At 66.7% G+C, this 17,429-nt stretch carries 14 protein-coding genes, 2 pseudogenes and 1 riboswitch; of the genes and pseudogenes, 8 read left to right on the forward strand and 8 right to left on the reverse strand.

What is annotated here, in order from left to right; translation table 11 throughout:
* Positions 1 to 117: 117 nt before the first annotated feature.
* From P3W97_RS08020 to P3W97_RS08045, 6 genes are all read right to left on the reverse strand, one after another.
* Complete coding sequence (locus P3W97_RS08020; protein ID WP_300845578.1) at positions 118 to 2,247, reverse strand: EAL domain-containing protein; 2,130 nt, start codon at positions 2,245 to 2,247, stop codon at positions 118 to 120.
* A 12-nt stretch (positions 2,248 to 2,259) separates the two neighbouring features.
* A complete protein-coding gene (locus tag P3W97_RS08025) occupies positions 2,260 to 4,053 on the reverse strand; it encodes a methyl-accepting chemotaxis protein (RefSeq protein WP_300845580.1) in 1,794 nt (597 codons plus the stop codon).
* Positions 4,054 to 4,169: 116 nt separating this feature from the next.
* The gene (locus tag P3W97_RS08030) at positions 4,170 to 5,507 is read right to left on the reverse strand and encodes a methyl-accepting chemotaxis protein (protein WP_300845582.1); all 1,338 of its coding nucleotides are present in this window, start codon (positions 5,505 to 5,507) and stop codon (positions 4,170 to 4,172) included.
* 44 nt (positions 5,508 to 5,551) lie between these two features.
* Positions 5,552 to 6,055 (reverse strand): chemotaxis protein CheW, encoded by a 504-nt coding sequence (locus P3W97_RS08035; RefSeq protein ID WP_300845584.1) that lies wholly within the window; start codon positions 6,053 to 6,055, stop codon positions 5,552 to 5,554.
* Between the two features lie 194 nt (positions 6,056 to 6,249).
* The gene (locus P3W97_RS08040; protein WP_300845586.1) at positions 6,250 to 6,795 is read right to left on the reverse strand and encodes an adenine phosphoribosyltransferase; all 546 of its coding nucleotides are present in this window, start codon (positions 6,793 to 6,795) and stop codon (positions 6,250 to 6,252) included.
* Between the two features lie 9 nt (positions 6,796 to 6,804).
* The gene (locus tag P3W97_RS08045) at positions 6,805 to 8,790 is read right to left on the reverse strand and encodes a monovalent cation:proton antiporter family protein (protein WP_300845589.1); all 1,986 of its coding nucleotides are present in this window, start codon (positions 8,788 to 8,790) and stop codon (positions 6,805 to 6,807) included.
* A gap of 51 nt (positions 8,791 to 8,841) precedes the next feature.
* Between P3W97_RS08045 and P3W97_RS08050 the strand changes: the two genes are divergently transcribed.
* The 3 genes from P3W97_RS08050 to lptC are packed head-to-tail and all read left to right on the forward strand — an operon-like array spanning position 8,842 to position 11,068.
* A complete protein-coding gene (locus P3W97_RS08050) occupies positions 8,842 to 9,864 on the forward strand; it encodes a KpsF/GutQ family sugar-phosphate isomerase (protein WP_300845591.1) in 1,023 nt (340 codons plus the stop codon).
* Entirely contained in the window at positions 9,864 to 10,412 is a 549-nt protein-coding gene (locus P3W97_RS08055) for an HAD family hydrolase (protein WP_300845593.1), read from the forward strand. Before P3W97_RS08050 ends, P3W97_RS08055 begins: the two co-directional genes overlap by 1 nt.
* A complete protein-coding gene (lptC, locus tag P3W97_RS08060) occupies positions 10,409 to 11,068 on the forward strand; it encodes an LPS export ABC transporter periplasmic protein LptC (protein ID WP_300845595.1) in 660 nt (219 codons plus the stop codon). The genes P3W97_RS08055 and lptC overlap by 4 nt, the downstream gene beginning before the upstream one ends.
* Here the strand turns inward: lptC and P3W97_RS08065 are convergent.
* Complete coding sequence (locus tag P3W97_RS08065; protein ID WP_300845597.1) at positions 11,062 to 11,436, reverse strand: RNA-binding protein; 375 nt, start codon at positions 11,434 to 11,436, stop codon at positions 11,062 to 11,064. The genes lptC and P3W97_RS08065 overlap by 7 nt on opposite strands.
* A gap of 269 nt (positions 11,437 to 11,705) precedes the next feature.
* Positions 11,706 to 11,782, forward strand: a riboswitch (SAM riboswitch).
* A gap of 47 nt (positions 11,783 to 11,829) precedes the next feature.
* Between P3W97_RS08065 and P3W97_RS08070 the strand changes: the two genes are divergently transcribed.
* Entirely contained in the window at positions 11,830 to 13,035 is a 1,206-nt protein-coding gene (locus tag P3W97_RS08070; RefSeq protein WP_300845599.1) for a homoserine O-acetyltransferase, read from the forward strand.
* Positions 13,032 to 13,616 (forward strand): methionine biosynthesis protein MetW, encoded by a 585-nt coding sequence (gene metW / locus P3W97_RS08075; protein WP_300845602.1) that lies wholly within the window; start codon positions 13,032 to 13,034, stop codon positions 13,614 to 13,616. Before P3W97_RS08070 ends, metW begins: the two co-directional genes overlap by 4 nt.
* A gap of 30 nt (positions 13,617 to 13,646) precedes the next feature.
* On the opposite strand, the gene P3W97_RS08080 is transcribed toward metW, so the two are convergent.
* A complete protein-coding gene (locus tag P3W97_RS08080) occupies positions 13,647 to 14,957 on the reverse strand; it encodes an aspartate aminotransferase family protein (protein ID WP_300845613.1) in 1,311 nt (436 codons plus the stop codon).
* Between the two features lie 135 nt (positions 14,958 to 15,092).
* Here P3W97_RS08080 and P3W97_RS08085 point away from each other — a divergent pair.
* The 3 genes and pseudogenes from P3W97_RS08085 to P3W97_RS08095 form a co-directional block, all read left to right on the forward strand.
* Positions 15,093 to 15,302 (forward strand): annotated as a pseudogene (locus P3W97_RS08085) (CbiX/SirB N-terminal domain-containing protein); the annotation flags it as partial.
* Between the two features lie 157 nt (positions 15,303 to 15,459).
* Positions 15,460 to 17,220, forward strand: a complete 1,761-nt coding sequence (locus P3W97_RS08090) for a DUF934 domain-containing protein (RefSeq protein WP_300845615.1) — start codon at positions 15,460 to 15,462, stop codon at positions 17,218 to 17,220.
* Positions 17,213 to 17,429 (forward strand): annotated as a pseudogene (locus tag P3W97_RS08095) (hypothetical protein); the annotation flags it as partial. The gene P3W97_RS08090 and the pseudogene P3W97_RS08095, both read left to right, overlap by 8 nt.

Genomic DNA, 17,429 nt, shown 5'->3' on the forward strand with positions numbered 1-17,429 from the left:
TCCTTGCCTATCGAGCCGATCGACCAGCACACCCTGCCGGAGACCGGTGACGCTAGACCCGCCTCGGGCAGATGACCCCTCCGCTGCCCTCGCGCAAGCGCACCGCCCTGGGGGCCATCAATGGACCGACGCGGGGTCGGCCGGGTCCAGTGGCGCTGGCCGACCAAAGTGATAACCTTGAAACAGCCGACAACCCATGGCGTACAGCGCCTCGAATTGAGCGGCGGTTTCCACGCCCTCTGCCACGACATCCAGTCCGAGGCTGTCTGCCAATTGCAAAATGGTTTGTGCAATCGCAGCATCGTTCGGATCATCGAGCAAATCCCGCACGAATGTGCGATCGATTTTGAGCTGAGACAATGGAAGCCGCTTCAGATAGGCCAACGATGAGTAGCCGGTCCCGAAGTCGTCCAGGGCGAATCGGATACCGCGCGCCGACAGCGCCTCCATTTTTTTGATGGTATCTTCCACATCGTGGAGCAGCTGGCTTTCCGTGAGCTCGAGCTTGAGTTTTTTCGGATCGCATCCGCTGGCGTCGATGACGCGCAACACTGTATCGACCAAATCCGGTTGCCGTAACTGGCGAGCGCTCAGGTTGACGGCCAGTGTCCAGTGCGACCGCTCAGGATCGGAAGACCAGCGCGCCAGGGTTCGACAGGCCTGCTCCAAAATCCATTGCCCCATGGGAACAATCAAACCGCTTTGCTCCGCCAAAGGAATGAACGCAGCGGGCGACACCATGCCCCGTTTGGGATGACGCCAACGGATGAGGGCTTCCAAACCTTGGATACGCCCCCCGCCATTCACGATGACCTGTCCGTGCAGGGCAAATTCTTGCTCGCGCAGTCCATGGCGCAGCTCGTGCTGCAGCGTGGCGCGCTCCATCACCTTGGCCTGCATGTCGGGGTCAAAGAAGCGTATGGCATTGCGCCCTGCCGCCTTGGACTGATACATGGCCAAATCGGCGCGCTGCAAAATTTCTTCCACCGCTTCGTGACTACCCTGGAATAACGTAATGCCAATACTGGGTGTGACCTGCACCTCCTGACCATCGTGAATCGATGGTCGCTCCAATTCGGCGCGAATTTTTTCGGCAATCATCTGGGCATTCCAGAGTGCCCCGCTTTGCGAGTCTCCCAGATTTTCCAGCAAAACGACAAACTCATCTCCCCAGAGCCGACCCACGCTGTCTTCGTCGCGCAATATGGTCTGCAACCGTTTGGCACAATCTCGCAGCAAGGCGTCGCCCAGCTTATGCCCATAGGCATCGTTGACGTCTTTGAAATTATCCAAATCGATGAAATACAACGCACCCCATTGGCCTGAACGATCGGCGGCGGCCTGAGCCTTGCGGAGTTGATCTTGAAACGCCCGACGGTTGTATAAACCCGTCAAACTGTCATAGAAAGCCAGGCGCTGGACTGTGGCTTCGGCTTCTTTGCGCGGCGTGATGTTGCGTCCGACACCCCGATAGCCGGTACAGTGGCCGTGTTCGTCCATAATCGGCATACCGCTCAGCGAAAACCACACCGACTGGCCATCGGGCAGGATGCGCTGGATTTCCCAGCCCCGAAACACGCGCCGTTGCGCGATCAGATCTTGTAAGGGCGCCCAGTCCCGAGGTTGAGGCCGGTTGGGGGAAAACACATCCCAAGGCCGTTTGCCCAGAAAGTGCCGAGCCAAATCATGTTCTTCGACCGTCCGACCCTCCAGACGGGTGTAGCGACATTCGGCGTCCCACTCCCAATACCAATCGGCAGACAGCTCGGTCAGACTGCGAAAGCGCGCCTCGCTCTCGCGCAGCGCTGCCAGAGCCTGGGCATGCTTGGAGATATCGGTGTAGACGCGCACCCAGCCGCCCCCTGGCAGCGCAATCGTCGAGCCCTGCAAGGTGCGGCCGCTTGCCGTGGTGTAGGTGTACACATGGGGGTGAGCCTCGGTCTGTGTGGTACGCAAATGGTGCCATACCCGCTGTACGATGGCGTCGGCGTCGCCACGCAGGTCGCCGCGCCGGATCTGCCAGCGCACGACGTCGTCGATGAGCGCGCCCTCGGCCAAAACGGTCTGCGGCAGCTCCAGCAGGCGATGAGCAGCGTCGTTGTGCCCGACCACGAAGCCCTGTTCATCCAACACCACCAGCGCGTGGTTCAGATGGTCCAGCAATTCGGCCACCGACAGCCGGCCGTGGCGAGCCGCATCGTCAGCGGCAGCGCTGGGTGTGCCCGGCAGGGTCGAGCTGAATTGCATGGACGCGTTGTTTTAGAAGGTTTCCCACTGGTCGTCTGCTCCCGCTGTGGGCGATGTCGATGGACCGGCGGACTTGGCCGCCGGCGGCGCGGCTTTGGCGCTTGGCGCAGGCGCCGGCAGCGTCGGCTCGCGCCGCGGGGCGGTGTGGGTCTGCCCCGCCACGGGTTTGAGCGAGCCGGTGGGCGCACGCGCAGGCTTGCGGGGCGCCGACAGCGGCCGGACGGGGGCGGAGACCACCGCCGGCATGGACTCGCCGGTCTTGAAGCGCGCCACCACCTGCTGCAGCTCATGCGCCTGCTGCACCAGGCTTTGCGCGGCTGCAGCGGCCTGCTCCACCAGGGCTGCGTTTTGTTGAGTGGCCTGATCGAGCTGTCCCACCGCAGCGTTGACCTGGGTGATGTTGTCGTTTTGCTCATTGACCGAGGCGCTGACTTCACCGATCAGGTCGGCGACCCGATCGATGGCCTGCACCGCTTCTTGGACCGTGCGCCCAGCCGCATCCACCTGCTGGCCGCCTTCGCGCACTTGCGCCACGCTGGCTTCGATGAGGGCCTTGATTTCCTTGGCTGCCTGGGCGCTGCGTTGGGCGAGCTGGCGCACCTCGCCAGCGACGACGGCAAAGCCCCGGCCCGCTTCGCCCGCGCGCGCGGCCTCCACCGCGGCATTGAGCGCCAAAATATTGGTCTGAAAGGCGATGCCATCGATGACTTGAGTGATATCGGCAATCTTGGCGCTGCTGGCCTCGATACCTTGCATGGTGCCCACGACCTGCTGCACCGCTTGCCCGCCGCGCTTGGCGGCATCGGCAGCCTGTTGAGCGACCTGGTTGGCCGTGCGAGCCGATTCGGCCCCGTGGCGCACCGATTCCGTCATGCTCTGCAAACTCGCGGCGGTTTGCTGCAGGCTGGCAGCCGCGCTTTCCGTGCGGGCGGAGAGGTCCTGGTTGCCCTGCGCAATTTCGCCCGCTGCCGCGGCCACCTGGTCGGCCGCGCGGCGCACCCTGACGAGCGCCTCGCGCATCGCCTGCACGGTTTTGGCCTTAGAGCGCAGCAGATCGCCAATTTCGTCGCCGCGGCCGCCGTCATGCACGGCCATGCTGAAGTCGCCTGCCGCCAGACGCTCGTTGACCGCCAGGAGCTGGCGGATGGGCCCGACGGTGGCGCGGGTGAGCGCCACCGCGATCCACACGCCCAGCAGCAACGCCGCCACCACCACCGCTGCCTGCACCATTTGGACCGTGCGCGTCAGCCCTTGCGCGCCTTCGCGCGTGCGCTCTTTGCGTTGTTTGAGCATCTGGGTCAATTCGCTTTGCGCCTGTTGATAGGCTTGCGCAGCGGCTTGGTAGCGGCCGTCGAACGCTGCTTTGGCCGAGGCGAAATCTTGAGCGTTGAGCGCCTTTACCACCTCGCGGCGCGCCTCAAGTGTCGCCTGGCGCAGCGCCATGAGGCGCCGCAGCTCCTCTTCGACCCCAACCTGAGGGGCCAACTCGGCCACGCGTCGTTCGAGCTCTTCGACGCGCCCGCGTGCGGCCTCCAGGCGCTCGCTGAAGTAGTCAAGGACCGCTTGGCCATTGTCCCCCGAGCCCAGCTGCAGCATGGCGTCGACTCGCCCGGCCTGCGCTTCCGTGACCTCTTTCCACTGGGCAGCCAGATCCTCGGCTTCGGCCATGCGCTGCTCGATCGCCCGCGCCTGCTCGATGCGCCATTCACCCCAGATGGCAGCACCAAATACGGCCAGCTGCAGCGCCAGCATCAAGCCCATGGCCCATGCCAGCCGGGTGCCGATGCGCCAATGACTCCAATTCATGGTCTATCCTCCTACCGATCCTTGCGGCTGCCGTATCCAGTGGGCGCGCACGACCGTCGTATGAACATCAGCTTATCACAGCGCCCGGCCGGCGCCGGCGGGCCGCCCATCGGGCATCAGGTCGAGAGCGCCGGTGCGCGGCCGCGCCGCTCTGGCCCGTGGTAGCTGGACGGGTCGCCCTGCCCGCGCACCTGCACCGCCGACAAAGGGGTATGGGCGCCCTCATCCTGCGCCAAGCGAAAGATGGCCACTGTCTGGGCCATGCGCTGCGCCTGGGCGCGCACATGGCTGGCGGTGTCGGCGCTGCGCGCCACCAAGCCAACGTTTTGCTCGGTCATTTGGTCCACCTCGGCCACGGCCGCTTGGATCTGCGCCAGCGCCTGCGCTTGCTGCTGGATGGCCGCGCTAATGTCGCGAATGAAGGTCGAGACCTGCTCGGCATTGGCGACGATGTCGCGGATGGTGGCGCCGGCCGCATGCACCTGCTCGGTCCCTGAGCCCACCTGCTGCACGCTGGCTTCGATCAGGGTTTTGATTTCTTTGGCCGCCTGGGCGCTGCGTTGGGCCAGTTGCCGCACCTCGCCCGCCACCACCGCAAAGCCCCGGCCCGCCTCGCCCGCGCGCGCGGCCTCGACCGCCGCATTGAGTGCCAGGATGTTGGTCTGAAATGCGATGCCGTCGATGACGCCGATGATGTCGGCGATTTTGCGGCTGGCCGCCTGGATACCGTCCATGGTGGTCACGACTTGCGTGACGGCGTGTCCTCCCCGGTCGGCCACCTCGGCGTTGCGCCGAGCCAAATCGATGGCGGCCTGCGCGGCCTGGCTGCTGGCTTGGGCATTGCGTGCCAGATCATCCAGGCTGGCCGCGGTTTGGCGCAGATGTTCGGCCGTCTTTTCGCTGCGTTCGGCCAGGTCTTGGCTGCCTCGGGCCACCGATTCGGCGGTGTGGTTCATGCGCTGGGCCGTCTCGCGCACGGCGCCTACGGTGCGGGCCAGCGAATCTTGCATGTCCGCCAGGCTGCGCATCAGCTCGGCCAGCTCATCCTGCCCGCTGGTGTCGGCACGGGTGGACAGGTCACCCCGCGCGATCGACACTGCCAGCGCCTGCGCCTGCTGCACCGGATCTACGATGCTACGCATATTCATCCAGGTGGTGGGCACGACGATGACCAGCGCCACGACCAAGGCAGCGCCCAAGGCCCACAACGCCTGGGCGCGAATTTGTTCGCCGCGCTCGGTCAGTTGAATCATCTGCTGTGTGAACGTTTCATCGCCGCCAGTGCCGGTGGCCATCCAGGCCAAGGTCAGCGCCTCGTGCTGGGCGATCTGCATGTGATGCACCGACCACACCCCCACCGCAGCCAAGGCCAACAACAGCGCGAGCACCACGCCAATGGCTCCCAGCATCCGCACTCGCACGCTGAAGGCGCGCATCCAATGGCTCGTCCCCATGAGTGTCCGTCCTCTACCAGTACCCGGCGCGGCGCCTGCGGCGTTCAGACGTCCGTCAGCCCCATGTCAGGACTGCCCAACAGGGCTTCGATGTCCATCAGAATCAGCATGCGTTCACCCACGCTGGCAATGCCAGTGATGAAAGCGGTGTCCACCGTCGATGACGCCATCTCGGGCGCAGGGCGAACCTGCTCACGCGGCAGTTCCAGCACGTCGGAGACCGAGTCAACGACCGCACCGACCACCCGCCCCTTGACATTGAGGACGATGACCACCGTCAGCCCATTGTATTCGACCGTGTCGCAGCCGAGCTTGATGCGCAGGTCCACCACCGGGACGATCACACCGCGCAGATTGACGACGCCCAGAACGTGGCTGGGCGCGTTGGCGATGCGGGTGGGTTTTTCGAAGGAGCGGATTTCCTGCACCCGCAGAATGTCGATACCGTACTCCTCCCCCCCCAGCCGGAAGGTCAGAAACTCAGAACTCGAACGAACGCCGTGAGCGGTATCGATGTGGTTGACGTTCGAGGCGGCAACAGCGGTCATGGGGTGACTCTCCTCTTGAGCGAGACGGACGAGGCCGGCGGCCCCACAGCCATCGGCGGCGATCTGCGGCACAGAGCCAATGGTGCCAGAGTATCAACCAAAAAGGTCTGTTTCGATCTGTCGAAAAACGCGTCAAGCCGCGTCGGCGTCTGCAGCGGCGGCATCGATGCGCCCGATGGCGCGCATGCGCACCATCAATGGCCGTCGAAGCACACCAGGGTAAACAGGGGCAAGCCCGCTTGCTGCAGGCGCTGCAGGCCGCCGAGCTCGGGCAGGGCCACGATGGCTGCGCCCTCGGTGACGGTGGCGCCCAGTTTTTCCAGCAGCTTTTTGCCGGCCATCATGGTGCCGCCGGTGGCGATCAGATCGTCGATCAGCAGCACACGGTCGCCGGGCTTGACCGCATCGGTGTGCAGCTCCACCGTCGCGCTGCCGTACTCGAGCTCATAGGTCTCCTCGACCGTGGTGAAGGGCAGCTTGCCCTTTTTGCGGATGGGCACGAAACCGACGCCGAGCTCGTAGGCCACCACCGAGCCGATGATGAAACCGCGCGCATCCAGCCCTGCCACCACATCGGGGCGCCGGTCGCGGTCCATGTAGCGGTGGACGAAGGTGTCGATCAGCACCCGAAAGACCTTGGGGTCTTGCAGCAGTGGCGTGATGTCGCGGAACTGCACCCCGGGCGCAGGCCAATCGGGCACGGTACGGATGTGGGCTTTGAGGTAGGCGGCGGTGTCCATGAGGGCCGATTATCCGGCCAGCAACTTGCTTTCGGCCAGCGCCAATGCCTCGGGGCTGCCGTACAGCACGACGGCATCACCGCCCTGCAGGCGCAAGTCGTCGGCAGGCTCCTCGTGCCGACCGCCAACGCGGCGCACGCCCACCACCCGCACCCCGACTGCGTGCAAGGCCAGCTCGCCCAGGGTCTGGCCCACGGTTGGCCCACCCGGGGGCAGCACCACCGTGGCCAAGCGCTCCTGATAGGGCTCGTCGATGGCATCGTCATCGGCACCGTGGAAGTAGCCGCGCAGCAGCTGATAGCGCGCCTCGCGCTGCTGCTGGACCAGCCGCACCACGCGGCGCAGGGGCACGCCCACCAGCGCCAGCGCATGGCTGGCCAACATCAGGCTGGCTTCCAGGGCTTCGGGCACCACCTCGGCAGCACCCGCGGCCTGCAAGCGGGCCAGATCGGTATCGTCCACCGTGCGCACCACCACCGGCACGGCCGGTGCGTGTTCGCGCACATGGTGCAGCACCTTCAGCGCGCTGGGGGTGTCCAGGTAGGTAACGACCACGGCGCTGGCGCGCGCCAGCCCGGCCGCCATCAGCGACTCCAGGCGTGCCGCATCGCCAAACACGACGGAATGCCCCGCCGCTGCGGCCTGCCGGACCCGGTCGGGGTCCAGATCCAGCGCCATGTAGGGGATGCGCTCGCCCTCCAGCAGTCGGGCCAGGTTTTGCCCGCAGCGGCCATAGCCGCAGATGATGACGTGCTTGTCGGCCGCAATCGCCTTGCGCGCGATGTGCGTCATCTGGACCGATTGCATCAGCCAGTCGCTGCCAACCAGCCGCGCGACCAGGGCGTCGCTGTGCTGGATGATGAATGGCGTGAGCAACATCGAGATGACCATCGACGCCAGCGTCGGGTTGAACAACGCCGGGGGCACCAGACCATTCTGATGCGCCAGCTGCAGCAGCACCAGGCCGAATTCACCCGCCTGCATCAGATACAGCCCCACACGCAGTGAGGTGCCGGTCGGTGCGCCGAATGCGCGGGCCAGCGCGGTGATCAACGCCACTTTGAAGATGAGCGACAGGGTCAACAGCAGCAACACCAACGGCCAGCGCTCCAACACCAAGCGCCAGTCCAGCATCATGCCGATGGTGATGAAGAACAGCCCGAGCAGCACATCGTGGAAAGGACGGATGTCGGTCTCGACCTGGTGCCGATACTCGGTCTCGGCGATCAGCATGCCAGCCACGAACGCGCCCAGCGCCAGCGACAGACCGGCGTGCTCGGTCAACCAGGCCAGCCCCAGGGTGACGAGCAGCAGATTGAGCATGAACAGCTCCTGGCTCTTGCGCCGCGCCACCAGCGTCAGCCACCAGCGCATCACCCGCTGGCCGCCGGTGAGCAGCACGGTCAGCAGCACCACCGCCTTGGCCAGCGCCAGCAGCAGTGCACCCAACAGATTTTCGCTGGAGGCACCCAGGGCCGGAATCAGCACCAGCAGGGGCACCACCGCCAGATCCTGGAACAGCAGGATTCCAACCACCCGCTGTCCGTGCTCGGACTCCAGCTCCAGCCGGTCGGCCATCAACTTGACGACGATCGCCGTGCTGCTCATCGCCATGACACCGCCCATGGCCAGCGCCATCTGCCACTGAAGCTTCCACCACTGGGGCAGCCACCATCCCAGCGCCAGCGACGCCAGCGTGGTCAGCAGCACCGTCGCGACGACCTGGGCCGTGCCCAGCCCAAAGACATGGCGCTTCATCGCGCGCAATTTGGGCAGACTGAATTCCAGCCCAATGGCAAACATCAAGAACACCACGCCAAACTCGGCCAGATAGCGCAGACCCGCGGAGTTTTGCGCCAGCGCCAGCGCATGCGGGCCAATCACCACGCCCACTGCCAGGTAGCCGATCATCGCGGGCAGCCGCAAGGTGCGGCAGACCACGACACCCAGCACAGCGGCCAGCAGATACAACAACGCAAGGTCCAGTGAATTCATCCCTCCGATCTTACGGCGGCACGGTCGATGGCCTTGTCGGATAATTCCTGCATGACGCTGGCCTGCCCCGCCCATCCCTGCCCCGCCCATCCCGCACCCGATGCCGATGCGCTGCTGGCCCTCGCGCGCGCGGCGCTGGACACCGAAATCCAGGGTCTGCAGGCGATGGCCGATCGACTGGACGCCCGCTTTGCGCAGGCGGTGCACACGGTGCTGGCCTGCCGCGGGCGGGTGGTCGTCACAGGCATGGGCAAAAGCGGACATGTCGGCCGCAAAATCGCCGCGACGCTGGCATCGACCGGCACGCCTGCCTTGTTCATGCACCCCGCCGAAGCCAGTCACGGCGACCTGGGCATGATCACGCCGGCCGACGTGGTGCTGGCCATCAGCAACTCGGGCGAGAGCGAAGAGCTGACCGCCATCTTGCCGCTGATCAAGCGTATGGGGGTGCCGCTGTTGGCAATGACCGGGCGAGCGGACTCCAGCCTGGGCCGCCATGCCGATGTGGTGCTGGACACCAGCGTGGCGCGCGAGGCCTGCCCGCACAACCTAGCGCCCACTGCCAGCACGACGGCGCAAATGGCCATGGGCGACGCGCTGGCGGTGGCGCTGCTGAGCGCGCGCGGCTTTCAGCCGGACGACTTCGCCCGCTCGCACCCTGGCGGCGCGCTCGGCCGCCGCCTGCTGACGCTGGTGCGCGATGTGATGCGCCCGCTGCAGGTCACGCCGCAGGTCCCCCCCACCGCCACGCTGATCGAGACCATGCGCGCCATGAGTGCGGGCGGGTGGGGTGCGGCGGCGGTGGTGGACGACACGGGTGCGGCCATCGGCATCTTCACCGATGGGGACTTGCGCCGGTTGATCGAGCGGCGCGAGAGCGCCGATCTGCGCCACCTGACCGCCAGCGAGGTCATGCACCCGCAGCCACGCACCGTGCGGCCGCAGATGTTGGCTGCGGAGGCGGCCAAGCTGATGGAAACGCACCGCATCACCAGCGTGCTCGTGGTCGACGAGGGCGGGCGGCTGGTGGGCGCCCTCAACCACCATGACCTGATGCGCGCCAAGGTGATCTGATGTCCGCACCGGTGCTGAATTTTCCCCCCGAAATTCTGCTGCGGGCGCAGGACGTGCGCATCGCCTTCTTTGACGTGGACGGTGTACTCACCGATGGGGGACTCTACTATGGACCCGACGGCGAGGCGCTCAAGCGCTTTTACAGCCTGGACGGCCACGGCCTGAAATTGCTGCACCACGCCGGCATCGTGCCCGCGGTCGTGACCGGGCGCGACTCGGCCGCTTTGCGCCATCGCCTGCAGGCCCTCGGCGTGCAGCATGTGCGCTACGGCACGCAGGACAAGCGCCCGGCTGCCGAAGCCATTTTGGCGTCTTTGGGTCTGGACTGGTCGCAGGCCGCCGCCATGGGCGACGACTGGCCCGATCTGCCCATGCTGCGCCGCTGCGCACTGGCCGTGGCCCCGCCATCGGCGCACATCGAGGTGCGGGCGTGCGCCCACCACATCACCCAGGCTGTAGCGGGCCATGGCGCGGCGCGGGAGTTTTGCGACCTGCTGCTGGTGGCGTCGGGCCGCTACGCCAGCCTGCTGGCCGAGGCTGCGGCATGAACCCCAGCCCCGCTGTAGCATCCCCCGCGGCTGCACGTTGGTACGGGCTGTGGGACCGGCTGTCGCTGTACCTGCCGGTGCTGTTGATGGGGGCACTGGCCTTGGTCACCTACGGCATCGTCCAGCGCATTCCGGGACCAGCCGCCACGCCCGATGCACCGCTGGCGCAAGGCCAGCCCGACTACCGTCTGGAGGGCTTTACCCTGCGCCGCTACGAGGCCGATGGACGCCTGGGATCGATGCTGACCGGCGCGGTGCTGGAGCATTTTCCAGACAACGGCCTGCTGCGGGTACAAAACGCCACGCTGGAGCGCATCGACCATGCCGGTCAGATGCGACTGCGGGCTCAGGCCAGCGAACTTCGCACCGATGATGGGCGCACCCTCTACCACCTGCGCGGTGATGTGCGCCTGGTGCGCGAGCCTTGGCCCACAGACAGACGCAAAAATGCCACGCCGCGCCTGACTTTCGAGGGCCAGACCCTGACGTGGCATGAGGATCAGCGCCTGCTGGAGTCGGATCAACCGGTGCGGCTGAGCCGCGGTGCAGACACGCTCATCGGCAACCGCCTGCGATACGACGCGCGCAACGGCATCGTCGACCTGCAGGGGCAGGTGCGCGCCACGCTGATGGCGCGCACTCCGCGCGATCAGTAACCGCTGCGGTCGTCGCGTCGGCGGCCGCTGCCGTACGGGCTGCGGAATTGGCCTTCGCCGCCGAAGCCGCCACCATCACGGCGACCGCCGCCAAACCCGCCGCTGCGCGGGGGGCGCGGCTCCATCGGGCGCGCCTCGTTGACGACCAGATTGCGGCCGCCCATGGACTGGCCGTTCATGCCGGAAATGGCAGCCTGCGCCTCGGCATCGCTGCCCATTTCGACGAAACCAAACCCCTTGGAGCGGCCGGTGTCGCGCTCCATCATGACCTTGGCGCTAGACACTTGGCCGTACGCGCTGAATGCCTGTTCGAGATCACCGTCGCGCACCGAATACGGAAGATTGCCGACGTACAACTTGTTGCCCATCTGAGGGACTCCTGAAAACACACGAGACAAAGGGTAGCGATGGAGCCCCGACGGCACACAAGAAAACTGCAGCACGCGAAACCGACCGATCACCGAGATGCAAGCGTCGCGGACACCTGCAACCCTCATTATGCGCGTTCCCCGCGATCCGCGCTCATCTTTTCGACGATCGGCCCGACAAAGGGTGTGGGCGATGCGCCAGAACAACACATGCGCGGCGCTGCCACCCACCGGCGTGAACGGGATGCCGCGCTTGTAGCGCTTGTATACTTTTGCCGAGCGCCGATTTGAGTCCCGCTTGCGGGCGCGTAACAAATACCGCTAAAGAGGAAGGCGTGGCCATCGGCCAAGTCCGCAAGCCCTCGATCACGGCGCGACTACAGGATCGATACCGTGATCGTCACTGCCCAGCGTCATGTTTTCGATGCCCCCTTGCCCCTGCGCGGGGGGGGTGTCCTGCCCGCCTTCGAGCTGGTCTACGAGACTTATGGCCAGCTCAACGCCGCGCGCGACAACGCCGTGCTTGTCTGCCACGCGCTCAACGCCAGCCACCATGTCGCCGGCCAGTACGCCGACGAACGCGGCCAGCCCATCCCCAAAAGCGAGGGCTGGTGGCACAACATGATAGGCCCCGGCAAGCCGGTGGACACACGCCGCTTCTTCGTCATCGGGGTCAACAACATCGGCTCGTGCTTTGGCTCCAGCGGGCCGACGCACGTCAACCCGGCCACCGGCCAGCCGTGGGGCGCGGACTTCCCCGTGGTGACGGTGGAGGATTGGGTCGAGGCACAGGCGCGGCTGCTGGATGCGCTGGGCATCGAGCGGCTGGCGGCGGTGATGGGCGGCAGCCTCGGCGGCATGCAGGCGCTGAGCTGGACGCTGCAGTTTCCCGAGCGCGTTCGCCACGCCATCGTCATCGCCAGCGCCCCCAACCTGACGGCGGAGAACATCGCCTTCAACGAAGTGGCGCGCCGCGCCATCGTCAGCGACCCGGACTTCCACGGCGGGCATTACCTGCGCCACGGCACCAAGCCGCGGCGCGGGCTGCGCATTGCGCGCATGATCGGCCACATCACCTACCTGAGCGACGATGTCATGAACAGCAAGTTTGGCCGCCGCCTGCGCCCGCTGGCCGAGGCGCTGCGCGCCGGCGATGCTGACGCCGCCGAGCGGCTGGCCTACCGCTACACGACGCAGGACATCGAGTTCGAGATCGAGAGCTATCTGCGCCACCAGGGCGACAAGTTCAGCGAGTATTTCGACGCCAACACCTACCTGCTGATCACGCGCGCGCTGGACTACTTCGACCCGGCGCGCGACTTCGACGGCGATCTGTCGGCAGCGCTGGCACGCGCACAGGCCGATTTCCTGGTGGTGTCGTTCAGCACCGATTGGCGCTTTTCGCCGGCGCGCAGCCGCGAGATCGTCAAGGCGCTGCTGGACAACCGCCGCGCCGTCAGCTACGCCGAGATCGATGCGCCGCACGGGCATGACGCCTTTTTGCTCGACGACGCGCGCTACCACGCCGCCGTGCGCGCCTACTTCGAGTACCGCGTCGGCGCCCATTTGCAGCCCCCCACTGCCGGAGGTGCCGCATGAGCGATCGCCAGATCCAGCAACTCATCGCGGACCTGGTGCCGCATGGCGCGCGCGTGCTCGACCTGGGCTGCGGGGATGGCGCGCTGTTGGCGCACCTGTGCGAGGCGCGCGGCTGCCACGGCTACGGCATCGAGCTGGACGACGCCCAGGTGCTGGCGTGCCTGAAGCGCGGGCTGGATGTGCTGCAGTTCAATCTGGAGGAGGGACTGTCGATGTTCGCCGATGACAGCTTCGACGTGGTGCTGCAGATCGACACGCTGCCCCATCTGCGCAACGCCGAGACAATGCTGCGCGAGACCGCGCGCGTCGGCCGCAGCGCGATCGTGGCCTTCCCGAACTTTGCGCACTGGCCGAACCGCCTGCGCGTGCTGGCCGGCCGCATGCCGGTGACCAAGCGGCTGCCCTACCAGTGGTACGACACGCCCAACATCCGCGTCGGCACGTTTGCAGACTTCGAGGTGCTGGCGCAACGCCTGGGCCTGCACGTCGAGGATGCGTTCGGCCTGGAAAACGGGCGCGTGGTCCGCACCCTGCCCAATCTGCTGGCCAGTACCGCGGTGTTCAAGCTGACCCAGCGCTGAGGCAACGGCCCCAACGCGGACTGGGGGTGGTCAGGCGAGCGCGTGGATCGTCTCGCCCAGCGCGTCCACAAGCCGGTGGATCTCGGCCTCGGTGCTGATAAACGGCGGCGCAAGCTGGATCGTGTCCCCGCCATAGCGCACATAAAAGCCCTTGGCCCACATGCGCATCGCGATCTCGAAGGGGCGCTTGAGCGGCTCGCCCGGCACCGATGCCAACGTGAACCCAGCCGCCAGCCCGTAGTTGCGGATATCGATCAGGTGCGGGCTGGCCCCGCGCAGGCCGTGCACGGCAGCCTCCAACACCGGGGCAAGCGCGCGCACACGCTCGATCGCGTCGTCCTGCTCCAGCAGCCGCAGCGACGCCAGCCCCGCAGCGCAGGCCACCGGGTGCGCGGAGTAGGTGTAGCCGTGGGGAAATTCCAGCGCATACTCGGGACCACCCGCAGCCATGAAGGTGTCGTAAATTTCTTGCCGCACGACGACACCCCCCAGGGGCTGTACGCCGTTGGTCACCTGTTTGGCGAAATTCAGGATGTCGGGTGTGACGCCAAAGGCCTCGGCGCCGGTCCAGGCGCCGCTGCGCCCAAAGCCGCTGATGACCTCGTCGAAGATGAGCAGGATGTCGTGCGCGCTGCAAATCTCGCGCAGGCGCTGCAGGTAGCCCAGCGGCGGGATGACGACACCGGCCGAGCCGGAAAACGGCTCGACGATGACAGCGGCAATCGTCGATGCGTCGTGCAGCGCGATCAGGTCCAGCAGATGGTCGGCCAGATGCTGGGCATAGGCGGCATCGGCCGGCGGCTGTCCGCGGTAAAAGCCCCCGGCCGGCGGCTGCGTGTGGGGCAGATGGTCGGCCTCCACTCCCTGGCCGAAGAGCTTTCGGTTGCCCACGATCCCCCCGACCGAAATGCCCCCAAAGTTGACTCCGTGGTAGCCTTTGGCGCGACCGATGAGGCGCGTTTTGCTCGCCTGCCCCTTGGCCCGCCAATAGGCGCGCGCCATTTTGAGCGAGGTGTCCGCCGACTCGGACCCAGACCCGGTGAAAAACACGCGGTTGAGCCCCGCCGGCATGTGCTCGACGATGCGGTTGGCCAGCTCGAACGACAGCGGATGGCCGAACTGGAACGCGGGCGAATAGTCCAGCGTCGCGACCTGGCGACTGACGGCCTCGACGATCTCGCGCCGGCCATGTCCCAGCCCGGTGCACCACAGGCCCGACAGGCCATCGAAGATGCGGCGCCCATCGGCATCGATCAGATACGCGCCCTCGGCGGCGACCACCAAGCGCGGATCGGCCTTGAACTGCCGGTTGCCCGTAAACGGCATCCAGTGCGCGGCCATCCAGTCGGCGCCGCCGGGCACGACCTCGGCGCTGGTGGGCGTGAACGCCCCGGCCGTGGGGGCGGCGATGTGCGAGCGGTCCGACAAATCCATGGCAACGACCCTTTGCATGCGGATCGTGCCATTATGCGCGCCATGCACATCGACCCGGATCCACTCCTGGCCTCGCCCAATGGGCCACCCCATCCCGGCGCGGGATTGATCCTGTTCGCCCATGGCGCCCGCGATCCGCTCTGGGCCAGCCCCTTCGAGCGCGTGGCGGCGGCCGTGCGCGCCGCACGGCCGGAGCTGGCGGTATCGCTGGCGTTCCTGGAGTTCATGGCGCCGGACTTGCCCGCTGCTGGCGCCGCCCATCGGCGAAGACGCGCGGCTGGTGGAAGCGATGGCAGCGATCGCAATCGCCGCCATATGAACAGCAGTTATAGATATTAAAAAATATTTTCGTTGGTTTTTTCATAACCGAAATGGGGAATTGCGGGCATTCATGACTGGATGCCCCGCGATGTACCGGTACTCCGACTTCGACCGACGCCTCATTCGCCAACGTGCCGCCCAGTTCCGCGATCAGTTGCGGCGGCACCTGGCCGGGCAGCTCAGCGCCGACGATTTTCGGCCGCTGCGGCTGCAAAACGGCTGGTATGTGCAGCGCCACGCGCCCATGCTGCGGGTGGCGCGCGAGTTTGACCGCGTCACCGACGGGCCGTGGGCCGGCCAGGGTGGTTTCGGCCACTTCACCACACGGCAAAACATCCAGTTCAACTGGATCCCGCTCGCCCGCGCGGCCGATGTGATGGATGTGCTGGCCGAGGCCGACCTGCACGGCATCCAAACCAGTGGCAACTGCATCCGCAACATCACCACCGATGCACTGGCCGGCATCGCCCCGGATGAGATCGAGGACCCCCGACCCTATTGCGAATTGCTGCGCCAGTGGAGCACGCTGCACCCGGAGTTCGCCTTTCTGCCGCGCAAGTTCAAGATCGCCGTCACGGGCGCGGCGGACGACCGCGCGGCCATCGCCTGGCACGACATCGGCCTGCAACTGCGCCGCGACGCCCATGGCGCGGTGGGCTTTCGCGTGCTGGCAGGCGGCGGCATGGGGCGCACCCCGCTCGTCGCGTCGGAGCTGCGCGCCTTCGTGCCGTGGCAGGAGATCGTGCTGTATCTGGAAGCGATCCTGCGCGTGTACAACCTGTTCGGGCGACGCGACAACCTCTATAAAGCCCGGCTGAAGATTTTGGTGAAGGCCGAGGGCCAGCGCTTCGTGGACGCGGTGGAGGCCGAATACCGGGCGCTGCGGGACGACGATGCGTTGGGCGCGCAGTTGCGGCTGACGCCATCCGCCCTGGCCGAGGTGCAGGCGCACTTCGCCCCCCCAGCGGATTGGGTGGCTGCGGGTCGGCCGAGCGCTCCATCGACCACAGCCGTACGGGCCGCGGCGGGTGCAGCGCAGCCACCCGCCTACCGGCGTTGGCGCGAGCGCCATGTGCAGGCACACCGGCTGCCCGGGCTGTGTGCGGTCACCCTCACGCTCAAGCGCCCCGTGCGGGCGGAGGGTTTTGGCGCCGCCAACCATGGCCTGCTGACCGACCTGATCGCCTGCCCAGGCGGCGACCTGTGCAGCTTGGCCAACGCGCGCACCCTGCCCATCGCAGCAGCCGTGCTCGAGCGCTACCAGGACCCGGACGAGCTGGAAGCGATCGGCGAGCTGGCGCTGCACATCAGCGGCTGCATGAACTCCTGCGGACACCACCACAGCGGGCACATCGGCATTCTGGGCGTGGACAAGGACGGCAACGAGTGGTACCAGCTCACGCTGGGCGGCTCCGATGGACAGGCGCGCCACGGCCCGGCACGCGCTGGGCGGGTGGTCGGCCCCGCCTTTGCCGCCGACGAGATCGTCGATGCCTTGGACGCCGTGGTAGCGACCTACCTGGCGCAGCGCACACCGGGCGAACGCTTCATGGACACGCTCACCCGGCTGGACCTGATCGCGCTGACCTTTCCCCGGTGGACCGACGGCCGGGCCTACAGCCTGGCCCGGCTGCTGCGCGGCCGCTGGCGCTGGCAAGGTCAGATCCGCGCCGTGGGCGACGTCATCCCCGACATGGCACTGCTGCTGTGGCGCAGCGGCTTCGACGCGGCGGTGCTGCGCCCGGGCGAATCGATCGCCGTCGCACAGCAGGCGCTGCTGGCATTCGACGGCCACTATCAACCCGACGCCCGCCGCGCAGGCACGGCACCGGAGCGCGCCCATGGCTAAACCCCTGTCGCTGCAGATCGATATCCCCCCCGCCGAGCCGGGCCGTGCCATCGCGCTGTACGCCCGCGAGACGCCCGGCCATGCGCAGCGCGTGGCTGCCACGGTGCAGTGCTTGCGCGAGGCTGCGGTTGCCCATGCGGGCCGCATCGTGCTGGCCACCAGCCTGGGGGCGGAGGACATAGTGCTGACGGATTTGATCGCCCGCCACG

Source organism: Tepidimonas sp. (genome assembly GCF_029335975.1).
Taxonomy (GTDB): domain Bacteria; phylum Pseudomonadota; class Gammaproteobacteria; order Burkholderiales; family Burkholderiaceae_C; genus Tepidimonas.

Bases quoted from the DNA above. Each gene is read 5' to 3' on its own strand.
- P3W97_RS08020 (WP_300845578.1), bottom strand. From the start codon at position 2,247: ATGCAATTCAGCTCGACCCTGCCGGGCACACCCAGCGCTGCCGCTGAC.
- P3W97_RS08025 (WP_300845580.1), bottom strand. From the start codon at position 4,053: ATGAATTGGAGTCATTGGCGCATCGGCACCCGGCTGGCATGGGCCATG.
- P3W97_RS08030 (WP_300845582.1), bottom strand. From the start codon at position 5,507: ATGGGGACGAGCCATTGGATGCGCGCCTTCAGCGTGCGAGTGCGGATG.
- P3W97_RS08035 (WP_300845584.1), bottom strand. From the start codon at position 6,055: ATGACCGCTGTTGCCGCCTCGAACGTCAACCACATCGATACCGCTCAC.
- P3W97_RS08040 (WP_300845586.1), bottom strand. From the start codon at position 6,795: ATGGACACCGCCGCCTACCTCAAAGCCCACATCCGTACCGTGCCCGAT.
- P3W97_RS08045 (WP_300845589.1), bottom strand. From the start codon at position 8,790: ATGAATTCACTGGACCTTGCGTTGTTGTATCTGCTGGCCGCTGTGCTG.
- P3W97_RS08050 (WP_300845591.1), top strand. From the start codon at position 8,842: ATGACGCTGGCCTGCCCCGCCCATCCCTGCCCCGCCCATCCCGCACCC.
- P3W97_RS08055 (WP_300845593.1), top strand. From the start codon at position 9,864: ATGTCCGCACCGGTGCTGAATTTTCCCCCCGAAATTCTGCTGCGGGCG.
- lptC (WP_300845595.1), top strand. From the start codon at position 10,409: ATGAACCCCAGCCCCGCTGTAGCATCCCCCGCGGCTGCACGTTGGTAC.
- P3W97_RS08065 (WP_300845597.1), bottom strand. From the start codon at position 11,436: ATGGGCAACAAGTTGTACGTCGGCAATCTTCCGTATTCGGTGCGCGAC.
- metW (WP_300845602.1), top strand. From the start codon at position 13,032: ATGAGCGATCGCCAGATCCAGCAACTCATCGCGGACCTGGTGCCGCAT.
- P3W97_RS08080 (WP_300845613.1), bottom strand. From the start codon at position 14,957: ATGGCCGCGCACTGGATGCCGTTTACGGGCAACCGGCAGTTCAAGGCC.
- P3W97_RS08090 (WP_300845615.1), top strand. From the start codon at position 15,460: ATGTACCGGTACTCCGACTTCGACCGACGCCTCATTCGCCAACGTGCC.